16 protein-coding genes are annotated in these 14451 nt (G+C 74.7%); 10 read left to right on the forward strand and 6 right to left on the reverse strand.

Annotation, left to right across the window (positions count from 1 at the left end):
* Positions 1 to 102 precede the first annotated feature (102 nt).
* Positions 103 to 744 (reverse strand): mycofactocin system transcriptional regulator, encoded by a 642-nt coding sequence (gene mftR, locus EDD33_RS02925; protein ID WP_123389033.1) that lies wholly within the window; start codon positions 742 to 744, stop codon positions 103 to 105.
* Between the two features lie 114 nt (positions 745 to 858).
* On the opposite strand from mftR, the gene mftA reads away from it, so the two are divergent.
* The 7 genes from mftA to mftF are packed head-to-tail and all read left to right on the forward strand — an operon-like array spanning position 859 to position 6838.
* Entirely contained in the window at positions 859 to 984 is a 126-nt protein-coding gene (gene mftA / locus EDD33_RS02930) for a mycofactocin precursor MftA (RefSeq protein WP_123389034.1), read from the forward strand.
* Positions 984 to 1286, forward strand: a complete 303-nt coding sequence (mftB, locus tag EDD33_RS02935) for a mycofactocin biosynthesis chaperone MftB (protein ID WP_123389035.1) — start codon at positions 984 to 986, stop codon at positions 1284 to 1286. Before mftA ends, mftB begins: the two co-directional genes overlap by 1 nt.
* Positions 1283 to 2593 carry a mycofactocin radical SAM maturase gene (gene mftC, locus EDD33_RS02940; protein WP_123389036.1) on the forward strand — a complete coding sequence of 437 codons (1311 nt, stop codon included), beginning with the start codon at positions 1283 to 1285 and terminating at the stop codon, positions 2591 to 2593. Before mftB ends, mftC begins: the two co-directional genes overlap by 4 nt.
* Before the next feature lies 1 nt (position 2594).
* On the forward strand, positions 2595 to 3878 hold the full coding sequence (gene mftD / locus EDD33_RS02945; protein ID WP_123389037.1) for a pre-mycofactocin synthase MftD: 1284 nt from the start codon (positions 2595 to 2597) through the stop codon (positions 3876 to 3878).
* 7 nt (positions 3879 to 3885) lie between these two features.
* A complete protein-coding gene (gene mftE / locus EDD33_RS02950) occupies positions 3886 to 4629 on the forward strand; it encodes a mycofactocin biosynthesis peptidyl-dipeptidase MftE (protein ID WP_123389038.1) in 744 nt (247 codons plus the stop codon).
* Entirely contained in the window at positions 4626 to 5399 is a 774-nt protein-coding gene (locus EDD33_RS02955; RefSeq protein WP_123389039.1) for a mycofactocin-coupled SDR family oxidoreductase, read from the forward strand. The genes mftE and EDD33_RS02955 overlap by 4 nt, the downstream gene beginning before the upstream one ends.
* Positions 5396 to 6838, forward strand: coding sequence for a mycofactocin biosynthesis glycosyltransferase MftF (mftF, locus tag EDD33_RS02960; RefSeq protein ID WP_123389040.1), 1443 nt, complete (start codon positions 5396 to 5398; stop codon positions 6836 to 6838). The genes EDD33_RS02955 and mftF overlap by 4 nt, the downstream gene beginning before the upstream one ends.
* Positions 6839 to 7052: 214 nt before the next feature.
* Here mftF and EDD33_RS02965 read toward each other — a convergent pair whose 3' ends face one another.
* The 3 genes from EDD33_RS02965 to EDD33_RS02975 all read right to left on the reverse strand — a co-directional run bounded on the left by EDD33_RS02965 (position 7053) and on the right by EDD33_RS02975 (position 10047).
* Positions 7053 to 7877, reverse strand: a complete 825-nt coding sequence (locus EDD33_RS02965; protein ID WP_123389041.1) for a vWA domain-containing protein — start codon at positions 7875 to 7877, stop codon at positions 7053 to 7055.
* A 122-nt stretch (positions 7878 to 7999) separates the two neighbouring features.
* On the reverse strand, positions 8000 to 8893 hold the full coding sequence (locus EDD33_RS02970; RefSeq protein WP_246003334.1) for an AAA family ATPase: 894 nt from the start codon (positions 8891 to 8893) through the stop codon (positions 8000 to 8002).
* A 41-nt stretch (positions 8894 to 8934) separates the two neighbouring features.
* Positions 8935 to 10047: an NDMA-dependent alcohol dehydrogenase gene (locus EDD33_RS02975; RefSeq protein WP_123389042.1), complete on the reverse strand. Its 1113-nt coding sequence runs from the start codon at positions 10045 to 10047 to the stop codon at positions 8935 to 8937.
* Between the two features lie 159 nt (positions 10048 to 10206).
* Between EDD33_RS02975 and EDD33_RS02980 the strand changes: the two genes are divergently transcribed.
* Positions 10207 to 11859 (forward strand): sigma-54-dependent Fis family transcriptional regulator, encoded by a 1653-nt coding sequence (locus EDD33_RS02980; protein WP_211332392.1) that lies wholly within the window; start codon positions 10207 to 10209, stop codon positions 11857 to 11859.
* Between the two features lie 96 nt (positions 11860 to 11955).
* On the opposite strand, the gene EDD33_RS02985 is transcribed toward EDD33_RS02980, so the two are convergent.
* Positions 11956 to 12858, reverse strand: a complete 903-nt coding sequence (locus tag EDD33_RS02985; RefSeq protein WP_123389044.1) for a PfkB family carbohydrate kinase — start codon at positions 12856 to 12858, stop codon at positions 11956 to 11958.
* Between the two features lie 123 nt (positions 12859 to 12981).
* Here EDD33_RS02985 and EDD33_RS02990 point away from each other — a divergent pair, with 123 nt between their 5' ends.
* On the forward strand, positions 12982 to 13197 hold the full coding sequence (locus EDD33_RS02990; RefSeq protein WP_123389045.1) for a (2Fe-2S)-binding protein: 216 nt from the start codon (positions 12982 to 12984) through the stop codon (positions 13195 to 13197).
* A 10-nt stretch (positions 13198 to 13207) separates the two neighbouring features.
* Positions 13208 to 13675, forward strand: a complete 468-nt coding sequence (gene bfr / locus EDD33_RS02995) for a bacterioferritin (RefSeq protein ID WP_246003335.1) — start codon at positions 13208 to 13210, stop codon at positions 13673 to 13675.
* Between the two features lie 7 nt (positions 13676 to 13682).
* Here bfr and EDD33_RS03000 read toward each other — a convergent pair whose 3' ends face one another.
* The gene (locus EDD33_RS03000; RefSeq protein WP_123389047.1) at positions 13683 to 14444 is read right to left on the reverse strand and encodes an IclR family transcriptional regulator; all 762 of its coding nucleotides are present in this window, start codon (positions 14442 to 14444) and stop codon (positions 13683 to 13685) included.
* Between the last annotated feature and the right edge of the window lie 7 nt (positions 14445 to 14451).

The following is a 14451-nucleotide window of genomic DNA, read 5'->3' on the forward strand; positions in this document are numbered from 1 at the left end:
GGCGCCTCGCACGGGGTGTACCGGTGGGTGCTTTCGTGGACCACCGGCGTCGGGACGATCCCGTGCAACGTCTTCGACAGTACGCCCTCCCCCTGACATCGCTCACCCCCCTGCGGGTGAACTTCCGGCGAGGTGCGCCCTCAGACCGCCCATCGCGTCGTCCAGGAGGCCCCTCAGGTCCGCCTCCGGGCGGCGCAGCCACAGCTCGTACGCCGCGAGGGCCAGCGCCAGGGAGACCTGGCTCACCACCTCGGGCACCAGGTCGTGCGGTCCGACCCCCTGGCGGCGGGCCACGAACTCGGCGATCACGGCCCGCCACTCGGCGTACCGCAGCGCGGAGTGGGCCTGCAGCTCCGGCGTCATCAGGATCAGCCGCATCCGCTCGCGGTGGCCGGGCTCGGCGCCATCGGGGAAGTCGTTGAAGGACAGCACGGCCCGGTGCACGGCCTCGTGGACCGGCAGGTCGTCGGGCATGGCGGCGAGGGTGTCGCGGAAGCCGGCCAGGGTGCGGTCGAAGCGTCCCCACGGGATGTCGTTCTTGGAGCGGTAGTAGCGGAACAGCGTGCGTCGTCCGACCCCGACCTCGGCGGCGATCATGTCCAGCGTCGTCCCGGCGAAGCCGTGGTCGGCGAAGAGCCGGAAGGCGGCCCGCTCGATGGCGCCGTGGCTGGTCGCGACGGGGCGTCCGAGGGCCGAGCTGCTGCTGCGCGCCGGCGTGGCGCCGGAGAGGGACCGCTCCACCATGAGGGGCGCGAATCTACCCGACCGGAGGGGTGACTTTCCGCACTTGGTGCCAATACTGTGGCGCGCACCACAGCCCGGGCACGGGGTCCGGGCGGGCGACGTCCAGGAGGACCCATGACCCCCGAGCAGCCCAGCACCACCGCGGAGCAGAGCGCAGCGGCCGAGCCCGCCACCGGGGAGGTCGTCACCGACAGCCTCGTCGAGGAGGTCTCCATCGACGGCATGTGCGGCGTCTACTGATGCTCGACGAGCCCTGGACCCTGTCACCTGCGGTGGCGCTGCGACCCGAGCCGTTCGGTGCGCTGGCCTACCACTTCGGCAACCGCAAGCTCAGCTTCCTCAAGCGGCCCGAGCTGGTGACGGTGGTCCGGGGACTCGGCGACCAGCCGGACGTGCGTGCCGCGCTGCTCGCCGCCGGCGTCCCCGAGCCGCAGCACGCGTCGTACGTCGAGGCGCTGCGCGGCCTGGCCGCCACCGACATGATCCGTCCCCGCGAGACCGCACCCCAGAACGCCCCCCAGACCGCTGGAGCCCCGGCATGACCCTGACGCCCGCCCGCCCCTCCGCGCGCACCGCGCCGCCCGCGGCCCGCCCCGAGCGACCGCAGGGCGGCACCCTGGTGGAGCAGTTCGAGTTCGGCCTCGACGCCCCGATCTGCCTGACCTGGGAGCTGACCTACGCCTGCAACCTGGCCTGCGCCCACTGCCTGTCCTCCTCCGGCAAGCGCGACCCGCGCGAGCTGAGCACCGAGCAGTGCGAGGCCGTGATCGACGAGCTGCAGCGGATGCAGGTCTTCTACGTCAACATCGGCGGCGGCGAGCCGACGATCCGGCCCGACTTCTGGCACCTCCTGGAGTACGCCGTGGACCACCAGGTCGGCGTGAAGTTCTCCACCAACGGGGTGCGCATCACCCCCGAGCGGGCGCGCTTCCTGGCCTCCACCGACTACGTCGACGTGCAGATCTCGCTCGACGGTGCGACCGCCGAGGTCAACGACTACGTGCGCGGGCCGGGCTCCTTCGACACCGCCCTGACGGCGCTGCAGAACCTCCAGGACGCCGGCTTCGAGGACGCCAAGATCTCGGTCGTGTGCACCCGGCAGAACATCGGCCAGCTCGACGACTTCAAGGCCATCGCCGACCGGTTCGGCGCCACGCTGCGCCTGACCCGGCTCCGGCCCTCGGGCCGCGGCGCCGACGTGTGGGACGAGCTGCACCCGCTGCCGGAGCAGCAGCGGGTGCTCTACGACTGGCTCGTGGCCCACGGCGAGGGCGTGCTGACCGGCGACTCCTTCTTCCACCTCGCCGCCTTCGGCGAGGCGCTGCCCGGCCTGAACCTGTGCGGCGCCGGACGGGTGGTGTGCCTGATCGACCCCGTCGGCGACGTCTACGCCTGTCCCTTCGCGATCCACGACAACTTCCTGGCCGGCAACCTGCTCGACGAGGGCGGCTTCCAGCGGGTGTGGCAGGACTCGGAGCTCTTCACCGACCTGCGGTCGCCGCAGACCGGCGGCGCGTGCGCCAGCTGCTCGGCTTACGACGCGTGCCGCGGTGGCTGCATGGCCGCGAAGTTCTTCACCGGCCTGCCCCTCGACGGCCCCGACCCGGAGTGCGTCAAGGGCAACGGCGAGCTCGCCCTGGCCGGCGCGCGCACCATCCCCGCGCCCAGCCAGGACCACTCGCGCACGATGCCCACGCGCAACCAGCCGGTGATGCTGACGCTGCAGCGCACGCCCTCAATGAGCGCCTGCGCCGAGAGCCCGCTGGCCGGCTTCGACCCCGTCAGCCCAATGGGCGACGGGGCCGCGCCGGTGGTCGCGTCGGGCGGCTGCGGCTGCGGGGGCCACTGAGATGGCCACTCCGGCGATCTTCTCCAGGATCGAGAACCCCTGGAAGCAGAACCCCTGGTTCGAGTCCGTCGCCGTCGCCCAGGAGCGGGCGCGCAAGCGGCTGCCCAAGCCGGTCTACGGCGCCCTGGTGGCGGGCTCCGAGCGCGGCCAGACCATCGCCGACAACCAGGCGGCCTTCGCCGAGCTCGGGATGGCACCGCACGTGGCCGGGCACCAGGCGGAGCGGTCCCTGGGCACCACCGTGATGGGCCAGTCGATCTCGTTGCCGGTCATCATGAGCCCGACCGGCGTCCAGGCCGTGCACCCCGACGGCGAGGTCGCCGTCGCGCGCGCGGCCGCTGCGCGGGGCACCGTGGTCGGGCTGTCCAACTTCGCCTCCAAGTCGGTGGAGGAGGTCGTGGCGGCGAACCCGCAGACCTTCTTCCAGATGTACTGGACCGGCGACCGCGACACGATGGTGCAGCGGATGCAGCGCGCCCACGCGGCCGGGTCCCAGGGCCTCATCGCCACCCTCGACTGGTCGTTCTCGATGGGCCGTGACTGGGGCAGCCCGGAGATCCCCGAGAAGGTCGACCTCAAGACGATGGTGCGGATGGCGCCGCAGGTCGCGCTGCGGCCGCGCTGGCTGTGGGAGTTCGGCAGGACCGGGCAGATCCCGGACCTCACCGCGCCCAACCTCGCCCCGCCCGGGCAGGACAAGGGACCGACCTTCTTCGGCGCCTACTACGAGTGGATGACCACGACGCCGCCCACCTGGGACGACGTGGCCTGGATGCGCGAGACCTGGCACCAGATCTCGGGCAAGCCGTTCATGCTCAAGGGCGTCTGTCGGGTCGACGACGCGCTGCGCGCGGTCGACGCCGGCGTCACGGCGATCTCGGTGTCCAACCACGGCGGCAACAACCTCGACGGGACCCCGGCCGCGATCCGCTGCCTGCACCCGATCGCGACCGCGGTCGGGGACCAGCTCGAGGTCGTCATGGACGGCGGGGTACGCCGCGGCTCCGACGTCGTCAAGGCGCTGGCCATGGGGGCCCGGGCGGTGATGATCGGCCGCGCCTACCTCTGGGGCCTCGCCGCCAACGGCCAGGCCGGCGTGGAGAACGTCCTCGACGTGCTCCGCAGCGGCATCGACTCCGCGCTGCTCGGCATGGGGCTGTCGTCCATCGACCAGCTCACCCCGGAGCTGCTGGTGGTGCCCGAGGGCTTCCACCGCACCCTCGGTGCGCCCGGCAGCCACGGCGCCGCCGCCACCCCGGCGCCCCGGGCCACCGCCGCCTCGTGACCGGCCCATGACCGGTCGCGCGCTCCGGCTCGCCGACCTGACCTGGCCGGAGCTGCCGCCGTCCGCCACGGTGGTCGTCCCGGTCGGGTCGCTGGAGCAGCACGGCCCGCACCTCCCGCTCGAGACCGACGCCCTGGTCGCCGAGGCGGTGGCGGTGCGGGCCGTCGCGGCCCTCGACCGCGACGACGTGCTGGTCGCACCCGTCGTGGCGTACGGCGCCAGCGGCGAGCACCAGCACTTCGCCGGCACCGTCTCCACCGGCACCCCCGTGCTCCACCTGCTGCTCGTCGAGCTGGTGCGCTCGCTGCGCACCTGGGCGACGAGGGTGGTGCTGGTCAACGGCCACGGCGGCAACCTCGACGCGGTCCGCGGCGCGGTCGCCCAGCTGGTCGACGAGGGCCACGACGTGGCCTGGGCGCCGTGCGCCGCGGCCGGTGCCGACCTGCACGCCGGTCGCACCGAGACCTCGCTGCTGCTCCACCTGCGCCCCGACCTGGTGCGGCTCGACCACGCCGCCGCCGGGGCCACCGCACCCGCCGCCGAGCTGATGCCGCTGCTGCGCGCCGGGGGCGTCGTCGCGGTCTCGGCCAACGGCGTGCTCGGCGATCCCGCCGGCGCCAGCGCCGAGGAGGGCCGGGCGCTGCTGGAGGAGATGGTGGGGCGGGTGCTGGCCGTGCTCGCGCTGCCCTCGCCGGCCGACCCCGTTCGCGCGCCGGTCGACCCGGTCGAGACCCCGCAGGTCGCCCGGTGAGGGTCGCCCTCGTGACCGGCGCGGCGCGCGGGATCGGCGCCTCGACCGTGGACCACCTGGCCCGCGACGGGTGGGCGGTGCTGGCGGTGGACGCCTGCGCCGGGCCCGACGCGGCGCCGTACGCCCAGCCCGACGCGGCCGACCTGGACGCGGTCGCCGCCCCGCACGCCGAGGTGGAGGCGGTGGTCGCCGACGTCCGCGACCGGTCGGCGCTGGACGCCGCGGTCGCCCGCGCGCTCGAGCGGTGGGGCCGGCTGGACGCGGTCGTCGCCTGCGCGGGCATCGTCGGCGGCGGCCGGCCGCTGTGGGAGACCGACGAGGCCGAGCTGGACCTGCTGTGGGACGTGGACGCCAAGGGCGTGTGGCACACCGCCGCGGCCACGGTCCCGGCGCTGCTGGCGGGCCCCGACCCGTCGGGCGCGCGGTTCGTGGCCGTCGCGTCCGCGGCGGGGACGCACGGGCTGTTCCGGATGGCGGCCTACAACGCCGTCAAGCACGCCGTCGTCGGCATCGTGCGCGGGCTGGCCGCCGACCTCGTCGGCACCGGCGTGACCGCAGTCGCGGTCTCGCCGGGCTCGACCGACACCGCGATGCTGCGCGCCACCGCCGAGCTGTACGACGCCACCACCGACGACCTCGCCGCCCACCAGCTGCTGCGTCGCCCGCTCCGTCCGGAGGAGGTGGCCGCCACCCTGGTCTTCTGCTGCTCCCGCGAGGCAGCGGTGCTCAACGGCAGCGTGGTCAGCGCCGACGGCGGGTTCCAGGCGTGAGTGCCGCGCCGGTCGAGGCGCCCGCCGACGAGCGGCTGCCCGGGGGGTTCGAGGTCCGGGTGCGGTCCGACGTACGCCGGGTCGAGGGGGGTCGCACCCTGCTCGGCGGGTCCCCGTTGCGCTCGCTGCGGCTCTCGCCCCGGGCGCGACGCGCGCTGGAGGGCGACCGGCTGGTGGTCGCCGACGCGACCTCGGAGGAGCTCGCGCGGCGGCTGCTCGCGGCCAACCTCGCCGACCCCGTCCTGGACGACGTGGCGGTGGCCCAGCACGAGCTGACCGTGGTGGTGCCGGTCCGGGACCGTCCCGAGCAGCTCGAGCGCGCGCTCGCCCCCCTGGCCGGGCTGCGGCTGCTCGTGGTCGACGACGCCTCGCACGACCCGGCCGCGGTCGCCGCGGTGGCGGCGCGGCACGGAGCGAGGGTGCTGCCGCTGCCGGTCAACCTCGGCCCGGCCGGGGCGCGCAACGCCGGGTTGCGCGAGGTGCGGACGGCCTGCGTCGGCTTCGTCGACTCCGACGTCCAGGCCGACACCGCGATGCTGCTGCGCCTGGCCCGCCACCTCGCCGACCCCCGCGTCGCGCTGGTCGGGCCGCTGGTGCGGAGCCGGGCGCGGTCGGTGCCGCCGCGGTGGTTCGAGCGGTACGACGAGTGCTCGTCCTCGCTCGCCCTGGGAAGTCGCAGCTGCGCGGTCGCACCGGGCGCCGCCGTCGCCTGGCTGCCCAGCGCCTGCCTCGTCGGCCGCACCGACCTGCTGGGCGAGGGGTTCACCGAGGCGATGCGCGTGGGCGAGGACGTCGACCTGGTGTGGCGGCTGGTCGGGGCGGGACGGGTGGTCCGCTACGAGGCGGGCGAGACCGCGTGGCACGACGCCCGCCCGACGGTCGGGGAGTGGGCGGGCCGGAAGTACCTCTACGGCACCGGCGGCGCGGCCCTCGCGGCCCGGCACGGCTCGGCCGGCGCGGTCGCCGTGCTCTCGCCCGCGATGGCGGTGGCCGGCGCGGCGGTGCTGCTGCGGCGCCGCTGGTCGCTCCCGGTGGTCGCGCTCGGCCTGGCCCGCGCCTGGCAGCAGCTGGTGCGGGTGCTGCCCGACGTGCCCGAGCGCCCGGCCATGGCCGCGTCGGTCGCGGTCCGCGGGCTCGGCTGGGCGGTGCGCCAGGAGTCCGCGCTGCTGCTGCGGCACTGGTGGCCGCTCGGGCTGCTCGCGCTGGGGTCCCGGTCGGGTCGGCGGGCGCTGGTCTCCGCGGTCGCCGTCGACCTGGTGGTGCACCGTGACGTCGTACGCCGCACCGGGCTGCTGCGCACGCTCGTGGCCCGCCGCGTCGACGACCTCGCCTACGGCTCGGGCCTGTGGGTCGGGGCGGTGCGCGAGCGCGAGTGGCGTGGGCTCGCCGTACGGGTGGTGGGGCGGCGGCGGGCTCCGGCGTCACCTGCCGGCAGGTGAGACCGGGCGCGAGGAGCCGCTCGTCCGCCCAGCCCTGGTAGGTCCCGCGCGCGGTCCGTCCCGCCGGCTCCCCGAGGGCGTACGCCGACCCACAGGCCGGCCGCCGACGCGGCGTACGGACAACTCGGGCGCCGGGCAGGGCGAAACTGCCCGTGGGTGACCGCAATGTCCGTTCCCGCGGGCAGTTTCACCGGCCAGCCGGTGAAACTGCCCCTCACCGCCCCAACAGCTGGTCGAGCAACCGCGGCAGGTCGTCGACGGACTCGATGGCGGCGATGCGCGCTCCGGCCTCGCGGGCGACACGGCGGGCCTCCTCGTCGTCGGAGGCAGGGGCGATCACGACGAGCTCCTCGAGCGCGCGGGCGGCGGGGACGGCGTCGACCTCGTCGGTGGCGCGGCAGTCCGAGAGCACGATGGTGATGCGGCGGGTGGCGCGGGCGCCGCGGAGCTGGTCGGCGGCCGCACGGAAGGCGGCGTCCATCGAGGTCATGCCGTGGCCCCGCAGGCCGAGCACCCGCTGCACCGTGCGCAGCGGGGGCGAGGGGGCGTGCAGGTCGAGCAGCACCTCGGGCGTCCGGTCGAAGGCGATCACCGAGAGCTCGCCCTCGGCCCGAAGCGCGCACGCGGCGGCGGCCATGGCGGCGGTGACGAGGCGGGACCCGTCCATGGAGCCGGACCGGTCGAGCAGCAGGCACAGCGCGGTGCGGGGGCGGTGCCAGGTGGTCGCGGTCAGCTCCTCGAGGCCCGGTGGCCGCTGCTCGCCGCGGGCCTGTCCGATCGCCTCCATCGAGGCGTCGACGTCGAGGTCGCCGCCGCGGTCGGCGGGGGAGCGCCGCAGCCGTCCGGCGCCGGACCCGCCGCGGGTGCCGGAGCGGGCGCGCTCGAGCACCAGCCGCGGCACCAGCGCCTGCACCTTGGCGCGGAGCGCGGGGTCGGTGGCCGTCGACATCTGCATCAGGAGCGGCAGCACGTCGTCGGGGTCGTCCGCGACGGCGTCGCGCACCGCCGCGGTGTCGAGCTCCCCGACCTCGGGCGACATCTCCTCGAAGCGGGCGTGCCGGGACAGCTCGGCGCGTCCCGTGGTGCGTTGCGGCCGACCACGCCGCGAGGGTTGCGGCTTCGGCGGAGCAGCGGAGCCGCCCGCCCCGGCCGGGGGCGGGCTCAGGCTTCCCCCGGTGGGTCACCCCCGTCGCTCGGTGCGGCGTCGTCGGACGAGGGCTCGGGGCCGAAGGTCGCGACGTACAGCTCCTCCACGACCTCCTCGGCCGTCCGCGACGACGACTCGTCGACCTTGACGCGGCCGCTCAACGCCACGAAGGCGGCGTCGAGGCCGGTGCGCCAGTGCGTCGGGGGTACGTCGCGCACCAGCGCCAGCTCGTGGGTCAGGCCGGCCAGGTCGATGGTGCCGCGCACCGAGGAGCCGACGCGCAGCTCGGGGTGCTCGCGGGTGGCGCGCACCAGCGCCACCGCCTTGGCTGCCCACTCCGGGGAGTCGATCGGCGCCTGCTGGGTGAGGATCGCCTGCTCGGACTCGGCCGACTGGTAGCCCATCACGATGCGGCAGGTCCGGTCGTAGACCGCGCTCGAGACCCGGGCGGTGCCGACCGCGTCGTAGGGGTTCATCGCGGCGACGATGCCGAAGCCCGGCTCGGCGCGCACGGTGCCCAGACGGGGTACGGCGATCTCCCGCTCGCTCATCACCGTGAGCAGCACGTTGAGCGTCTCCTCGGGGACGCGGTTGAGCTCCTCGAGGTAGAGCAGCCCGGCACCGCGCATCGCGTCGAGGAGCGGACCGTCGACGAACACGTCGGGGCGGTAGCCCCGGTCGAGGACCAGGGCGGGGTCGAAGTGACCCACCAGGCGGGCGGGGGTCAGCTCGGCGTTGCCCTCGACCAGCACCAGCGCGGAGTCGCGACGGCTGGCCAGGGCGCGCAGCAGGGTGGACTTGCCCGTGCCGGGCGGTCCCTCGAGGACCACGTGGGCGCCGGCGCGCAGCGCGGCCTCGAGCAGCTCGGTCTCACGTCGGCGGTCGACGACCGGGGCGGGAATTCCCACGCCCCGGTCGCCGAGCCCGCTGTCGACGCGGCGGACGGTGCTCAGTGCTCGTGCACCACGATGCCGCGGACGTTCTTGCCCTCGAGCAGGTCGTCGTAGCCCTCGTTGACCTGGTCGAGGGTGTAGGTCCTCGTGATGATCTCGTCGAGCTTGATGTCGCCCGACTGGTAGAGGCCGAGGATGCGCGGGATGTCGGTCGTGGGGTTGCAGTCGCCGAACAGGCTGCCGCGCAGCTGCTTGCGGTAGAGCGTCATCACCGAGCCGGACAGCTGGATGTTCTCCATCTCGATCTTGTTCAGGCCGGTCAGCACCACGACGCCGCCCTTGCCGACGGAGTTGAAGCCGTCGCGGACGATCTCGGAGGTCATCAGACCGGGGGTGAGGATGGCCGAGTCGGCCATCTGGCCGCGGGTCAGGTTGGTGACCGTCTCCATCGCCTCCTCGGCGCTGCCGAAGGCGTGGGTGGCGCCGAGCTCCATGGCCTTCTCGCGCTTGTTGGCGAGCGGGTCGATGGCGATGACGTTCTTGGCGCCGGCCAGCGCCGCGCCCTGCACGGCGTTGATGCCGATGCCGCCGATGCCCATGACGACCACGGTCTGGCCGGCCTTGACCTCGGCGGTGTTCACGGCCGCGCCCCACCCGGTGGGGACGCCGCAGCCGACGAGCACGGCCTTGTCCAGGGGCAGGTCGTCGTCGACCTTGACGCAGGAGTTCTGGTGGATCACGCCGTACTGGCTGAAGGTGCCGAGCATGCACATCGCGCCGTACTGGCCGCGCGGGCCGGTGATCGGGAACCGCTCGCCGGGCAGGTAGCCCTCGAGGATGGTGGCGCCCATGTCGCAGATCGACTGCTGGCCGTTGGCGCAGTAGCGGCACGAGCCGCAGTTGGGGATGAAGGAGCAGACCACGTGGTCGCCGACCTTGACGCGCGAGACGCCCGGGCCGACCTCCTCGATGATGCCCGCGCCCTCGTGCCCGAGCACCATCGGCAGCCGCGCCTCGAGGTCGCCGTGGGCGACGTGGACGTCGGAGTGGCACAGGCCGGCGTAGGTGTAGCGGATCAGGACCTCGCCCTCCTGCGGCTTGTCCAGGTCGAGCTCCTCGATCTCGATCCGCTTGCCGGCTTCGATGACGACTGCTGCCTTGGTCTTCACCCGTGGACTCCTCTGTCGTTCGGCGTGTGGGCCCCGCGAGACGCAGGGGGTCGATGTACGCCGGGACCGGCGAGCGTGACCTCCGCCACACTCACACCTCCGCAGGGTGCGTGGCTGTTCAACAACTGGACATTCGACGGGTGGACAGCACGGCGTAGTGTGACCGGCACCACAGGGGGTGACGCAGTGGAGGCGACCGGCACCGCGACGGGGCTCCGCGCGCCCATCGCCGACTCGTGGCGCCGCGCCTCGCTGGCCGGGGTGGATCCCGCCTCCGCGCTGGACGGGCTGCGGCTGCGCGACGTCGACCAGACCTCGCCGCTGCTGGCCGCCGCCACCCCGGTGCTCGACGACCTCAACGAGCGCCTGCGGGAGACGATGTTCGCCACGCTGCTGGTGGACCGCGAGGGCCACGTCGCCCGTCGCTGGTGCGGCGACCGCGCCGCGGCCGGTGCGCTCGACGACCTCGGCGTCGACGTCGGGGTGGGCCTGCTCGAGGACGCGGTCGGCACCAACGCGCTCGGCACCGCCCTGGAGACACGGCGCGCCATCTCGGTGCACGGCGAGGAGCACTTCGCGGTGCCGCTCAAGCGGTTCAGCTGCTACGGCCACCCGATCGTGCACCCGACCACGAAGCGCATCGAGGGGGTCCTCGACATCACCGCGCTGGTCGACCGGGCCAGCCCGCTGCTGCCGCCGTTGGTGGCGCGGGCGGTGGCCGACATCGAGCAGCGGCTGCTCGACGGCAGCCGGATCTCGGAGAAGCAGCTGCTCCTCGCCTTCCAGTGCGCCTCGGGCCGGCGGCGCCCGGTCGTGGCGGTGGGGGAGGACCTGATGCTGAGCAACCACGCGGCGATGGACCTGCTCGGCGCCACCGACACCGCGGTGCTCCGGATGATCGGCCTCGACCTCGCCCGCGGCCACACCACCGACCTCGACCTGACCCTCGCCAGCGGCACCGCGGTGCGGGTCCGCGCCGAGCGCGTCACCGGTGCCCGCCACGGCATGCTGCTCCACCTCGAGCCCGCCCTGCCGCGACCGCGCCCGGCCCCCGCGGTGACCGGGCCCGCCCCCGACACCGACGCGCCGGTGCTCGTCGCCGGCGGTCCCGGCACCGGCCGCTCCACCCGGGCCCGGGCGCTGGCGCAGGAGCCGGTCTCGGTGCTCACCGCCGCCAGCGCCCTGCTCGACGGCAGTGACGCGTGGGCCCGCGACTTCGCCTCGATGGTGCGCTCCGGGCAGGGCACGGTCTGCGTCGACGGCCTCGACCTGCTGCCCGAGGAGCTGCTCGACCTCGTCTCCTCCCACGTCGCCACGCAGCGCCCCCCGCGGCTGGTCCTGGTCTCCGGTCCCGTCGACGCGCTCACCGGCCGCGCCGCCGCCCTGGCCGCGGAGTGCCTGCGCCGCGAGGAGCTGCCGCCGCTGTCGGCGCGGCCGACCGAGCTGCCGTCCCTGGTCGCCGCGATGCTGCTCGACCTCGGCGCCCCCGCCTCGCTGCACCTCACCCCGGCCGCGCTCGCAGCCCTCTCGGCCCACCCCTGGCCGGGAAACCTGCGCGAGCTGCGGGCCGTCGTGCGCCACGCCGCCGCCCGGCGCTCCACGGGTGCCGTCACGGTCGAGGACCTGCCCGAGCAGTACCGCACCGGCGGCTCCAGCCACGTCCTCGCCCCCATCGAGCGGGCCGAGCGCGACGCCATCGTCGGCGCCCTGCGCGAGCACGGCGGCAACAAGCTGCGCACCGCCCGCGCTCTCGGCATCTCCCGCACCACCCTCTACGCCAAGATGCGCACGCTGCGGATCACGCACTACTAGGCACGCCGGCTCCCGGACGTCCGGCACGCCCTACGACGGGGCCCGGGTGCCCGATGCTCCGGTTTCCCCGGCGAACCCGGGAACCAGCCTCGTCACTCAGCCCAGGTAGCCGCGCGCGCCGGCGGACGTGACGGCCTCGGCGGCCGCGGCGCACGCCTCGCTCACCGCCGTCGTCAGGTCGGCGCCGTCGGCGAGACGGGCGGCGAGGGTGCCGACCAGCACGTCGCCGGCGCCGGTGGTGTCGACCGCCTGCACCCGCGGCGAGGACACGCGGAGCTCACGACGCGAGCCGACCGCACCGCTCACCACCACCGCGCCCTCGGCGCCGAGCGAGACCACCACCGAGGGACAGTCGAGCAGGTCGGCGAGCGGGCGGGCCAGGTCGGCGGCCGGCGCGTGCGACGCGAACGTCCCGTCGTGCTCGCGCAGCAGGTCGACCGCCTCGTGCTCGTTGACGACCAGCGGGTCGGCCGCACGCAGCGTGTCGAGGTCGAGGCCCTCGACGGGGGCCGGGTTCAGCACCAGCCGTACGCCGCGCGCAGCGGCCTCGCGGGCGGCCGCGACGACCGGGGCGGTGCCCGGCTCGGTCTGGGCGAGCACCACGTCGACGTCGCCGCCGGCCAGGGCCCGCTCCACGTCGTCGGCCCCCAGCAGCGCGTTGGCCCCGGCGCCGACCGCGATGGAGTTCTCGCCGTCGGGGGTCAGCACGATCAGGGCGGCGCCGGTCGCGACGTCGGCCGCGCGGCGTACGCCGGAGACGTCCACGCCCGCGGCCTCCAGCGAGCCCAGCTGCTCCTGCCCCGCGGCGTCGTCGCCGACCACGGCGCACAGCCGCACCGCGGCCCCGGCGTACGCCGCAGCAGCGGCCTGGTTGGCACCCTTGCCCCCGCCGCCCACGACGGGTCCCTCGCCGACGGTGGTCTCGCCACCGGTCGGCCGGCGGTCCACCCGCACGGTCACGTCCTGGTTGACCCCACCGACCACGAGCACGACTCCCACGGCGCCAGGTTCTCACGTGGGTGACGCACGTCCCGCGCCGAACCGGTTGACGTGCAGCTCCGCTTAGGCAAGCCTTACCTCACCGCTCGTCGTCCCCGTCGTCCTCACCGCCCCGGAGCCATCGTGATCTTCTGCCACTGCGCCGTCGTGGGCGACCGTGAGGTGAAGCAGGCCGTGGACGCCGGCGCGCGCACCGTCTCGCAGGTGTGCCGCTCCACCGGGGCCGGCCAGGAGTGCGGGTCGTGCGTCTTCGCGGTGCGTCGGGTGGTGTGCGAGCATCTGGCGCAGGTGGCCGTCATGGCCGCCGCCGACCCGGAGGTGGACGTTGCAGCCAGTTAGCCCGCGCGTGGTGGAGCTCCTCAACGAGGCGCTCACCTTCGAGCTCACCGTGACCAACACCTACTTCCTGCACGCGCGGATGCTGGACAACTGGGGCCTGCCCAAGCTGGGCAAGGTCTTCTACGCGCTCTCCATCGACGAGATGAAGGACGCGGACGCGATCATCAACCGCATCCTGATGTTCGAGGGTCACCCCAACCTGCAGCGCCTGGGCAACATCACCGTCGGTGAGACCGCCGAGGAGATGCTCGCGCTCGCCTACGAGAGCGAGAAGGCGGCCGTGAAGCAGTTCAACGGCGCCGCCCAGGAGTGCCACGACCTCGGCGACCACGGCACGGCCGCGGTGTTCGAGGAGTACGTCCGCGACGAGGAGCAGCACGCCGAGTGGTTCGAGGCGCAGCTCGAGGCGATCCAGCGCGTCGGCGTCCAGGGCTACCTCGCCCAGCAGATCGACGCGAGCGTCCCGCCCGGGTCCTGACCTCCGTTCAGGAGACCTCGGACACCAGCGCCGAGGCCGTGCGCCGCAGCAGCGGCACCGCCTCGGCGACCAGCTCGTCGGTCATCCGCGGCGCCGGTCCCGAGATCGACAGCGCCAGCGGGAGCGGGCCGCCGCCGAGCGCGACGGCGACGCACCGCACCCCGACCTCCTGCTCGCCCTCGTCGAGGGCGAAGCCCGCCTCGCGCACCTGCGCCAGCGCCGCGACGAACGCGTCGGCGTCGGTCAGCGTGTGGTCGGTGTGGCGGGGGAGCCCGGTGCGGGCCAGCAGCGCCCGTACGTCGGCCTCGGGGGTGCTCGCCAGCAGCGCCTTGCCCACGGCCGTGCAGTGCGGGTGCACGCGACGGCCGACCTCGGTGAACATCCGCATGGCGTGCCGCCCGGGCGCCTGCGCGACGTAGGCGACCTGGTCGCCGTCGAGCATCGCCAGGTTGGCGGTCTCGCCCAGCGCGTCGACGAGCCCGCGCAGCAGTCGGTCGGTGCCGGCGCCGGCCATGGCGCTCGCCGAGCCGCCCAGCGGCACCAGCCGGAACCCCAGGGCGTAGCGCCGGTCGGGCATCTGGCGCATGTAGCCACGGTCGACCAGCGTCCGCAGCAGCCGGTGCGTCGTGGGCAGGGGTACGCCGGTCACCTCGGCGATCTCGCCGATGCTCAACGTCCCGCCGCGCGCCGCCACCGCCTCGAGCAGGTCGAGCGACCGGTGGACGGACTGCACGCCGCCGGGCTGATTCGTCCCGCTGTTCCTGGGCATGGAGAGG

Origin of the sequence: Nocardioides aurantiacus, from assembly GCF_003752505.1 — a bacterium.
GTDB lineage: Bacteria > Actinomycetota > Actinomycetes > Propionibacteriales > Nocardioidaceae > Marmoricola > Marmoricola aurantiacus.

Coding starts and splice junctions, on each gene's coding strand:
- EDD33_RS02965 (WP_123389041.1), bottom strand. CDS start 7,877: ATGTCGCCCGAGGTCGGGGAGCTCGACACCGCGGCGGTGCGCGACGCC.
- mftA (WP_123389034.1), top strand. CDS start 859: ATGACCCCCGAGCAGCCCAGCACCACCGCGGAGCAGAGCGCAGCGGCC.
- mftD (WP_123389037.1), top strand. CDS start 2,595: ATGGCCACTCCGGCGATCTTCTCCAGGATCGAGAACCCCTGGAAGCAG.
- mftC (WP_123389036.1), top strand. CDS start 1,283: ATGACCCTGACGCCCGCCCGCCCCTCCGCGCGCACCGCGCCGCCCGCG.
- mftB (WP_123389035.1), top strand. CDS start 984: ATGCTCGACGAGCCCTGGACCCTGTCACCTGCGGTGGCGCTGCGACCC.
- EDD33_RS03000 (WP_123389047.1), bottom strand. CDS start 14,444: ATGCCCAGGAACAGCGGGACGAATCAGCCCGGCGGCGTGCAGTCCGTC.
- mftR (WP_123389033.1), bottom strand. CDS start 744: ATGGTGGAGCGGTCCCTCTCCGGCGCCACGCCGGCGCGCAGCAGCAGC.
- mftE (WP_123389038.1), top strand. CDS start 3,886: ATGACCGGTCGCGCGCTCCGGCTCGCCGACCTGACCTGGCCGGAGCTG.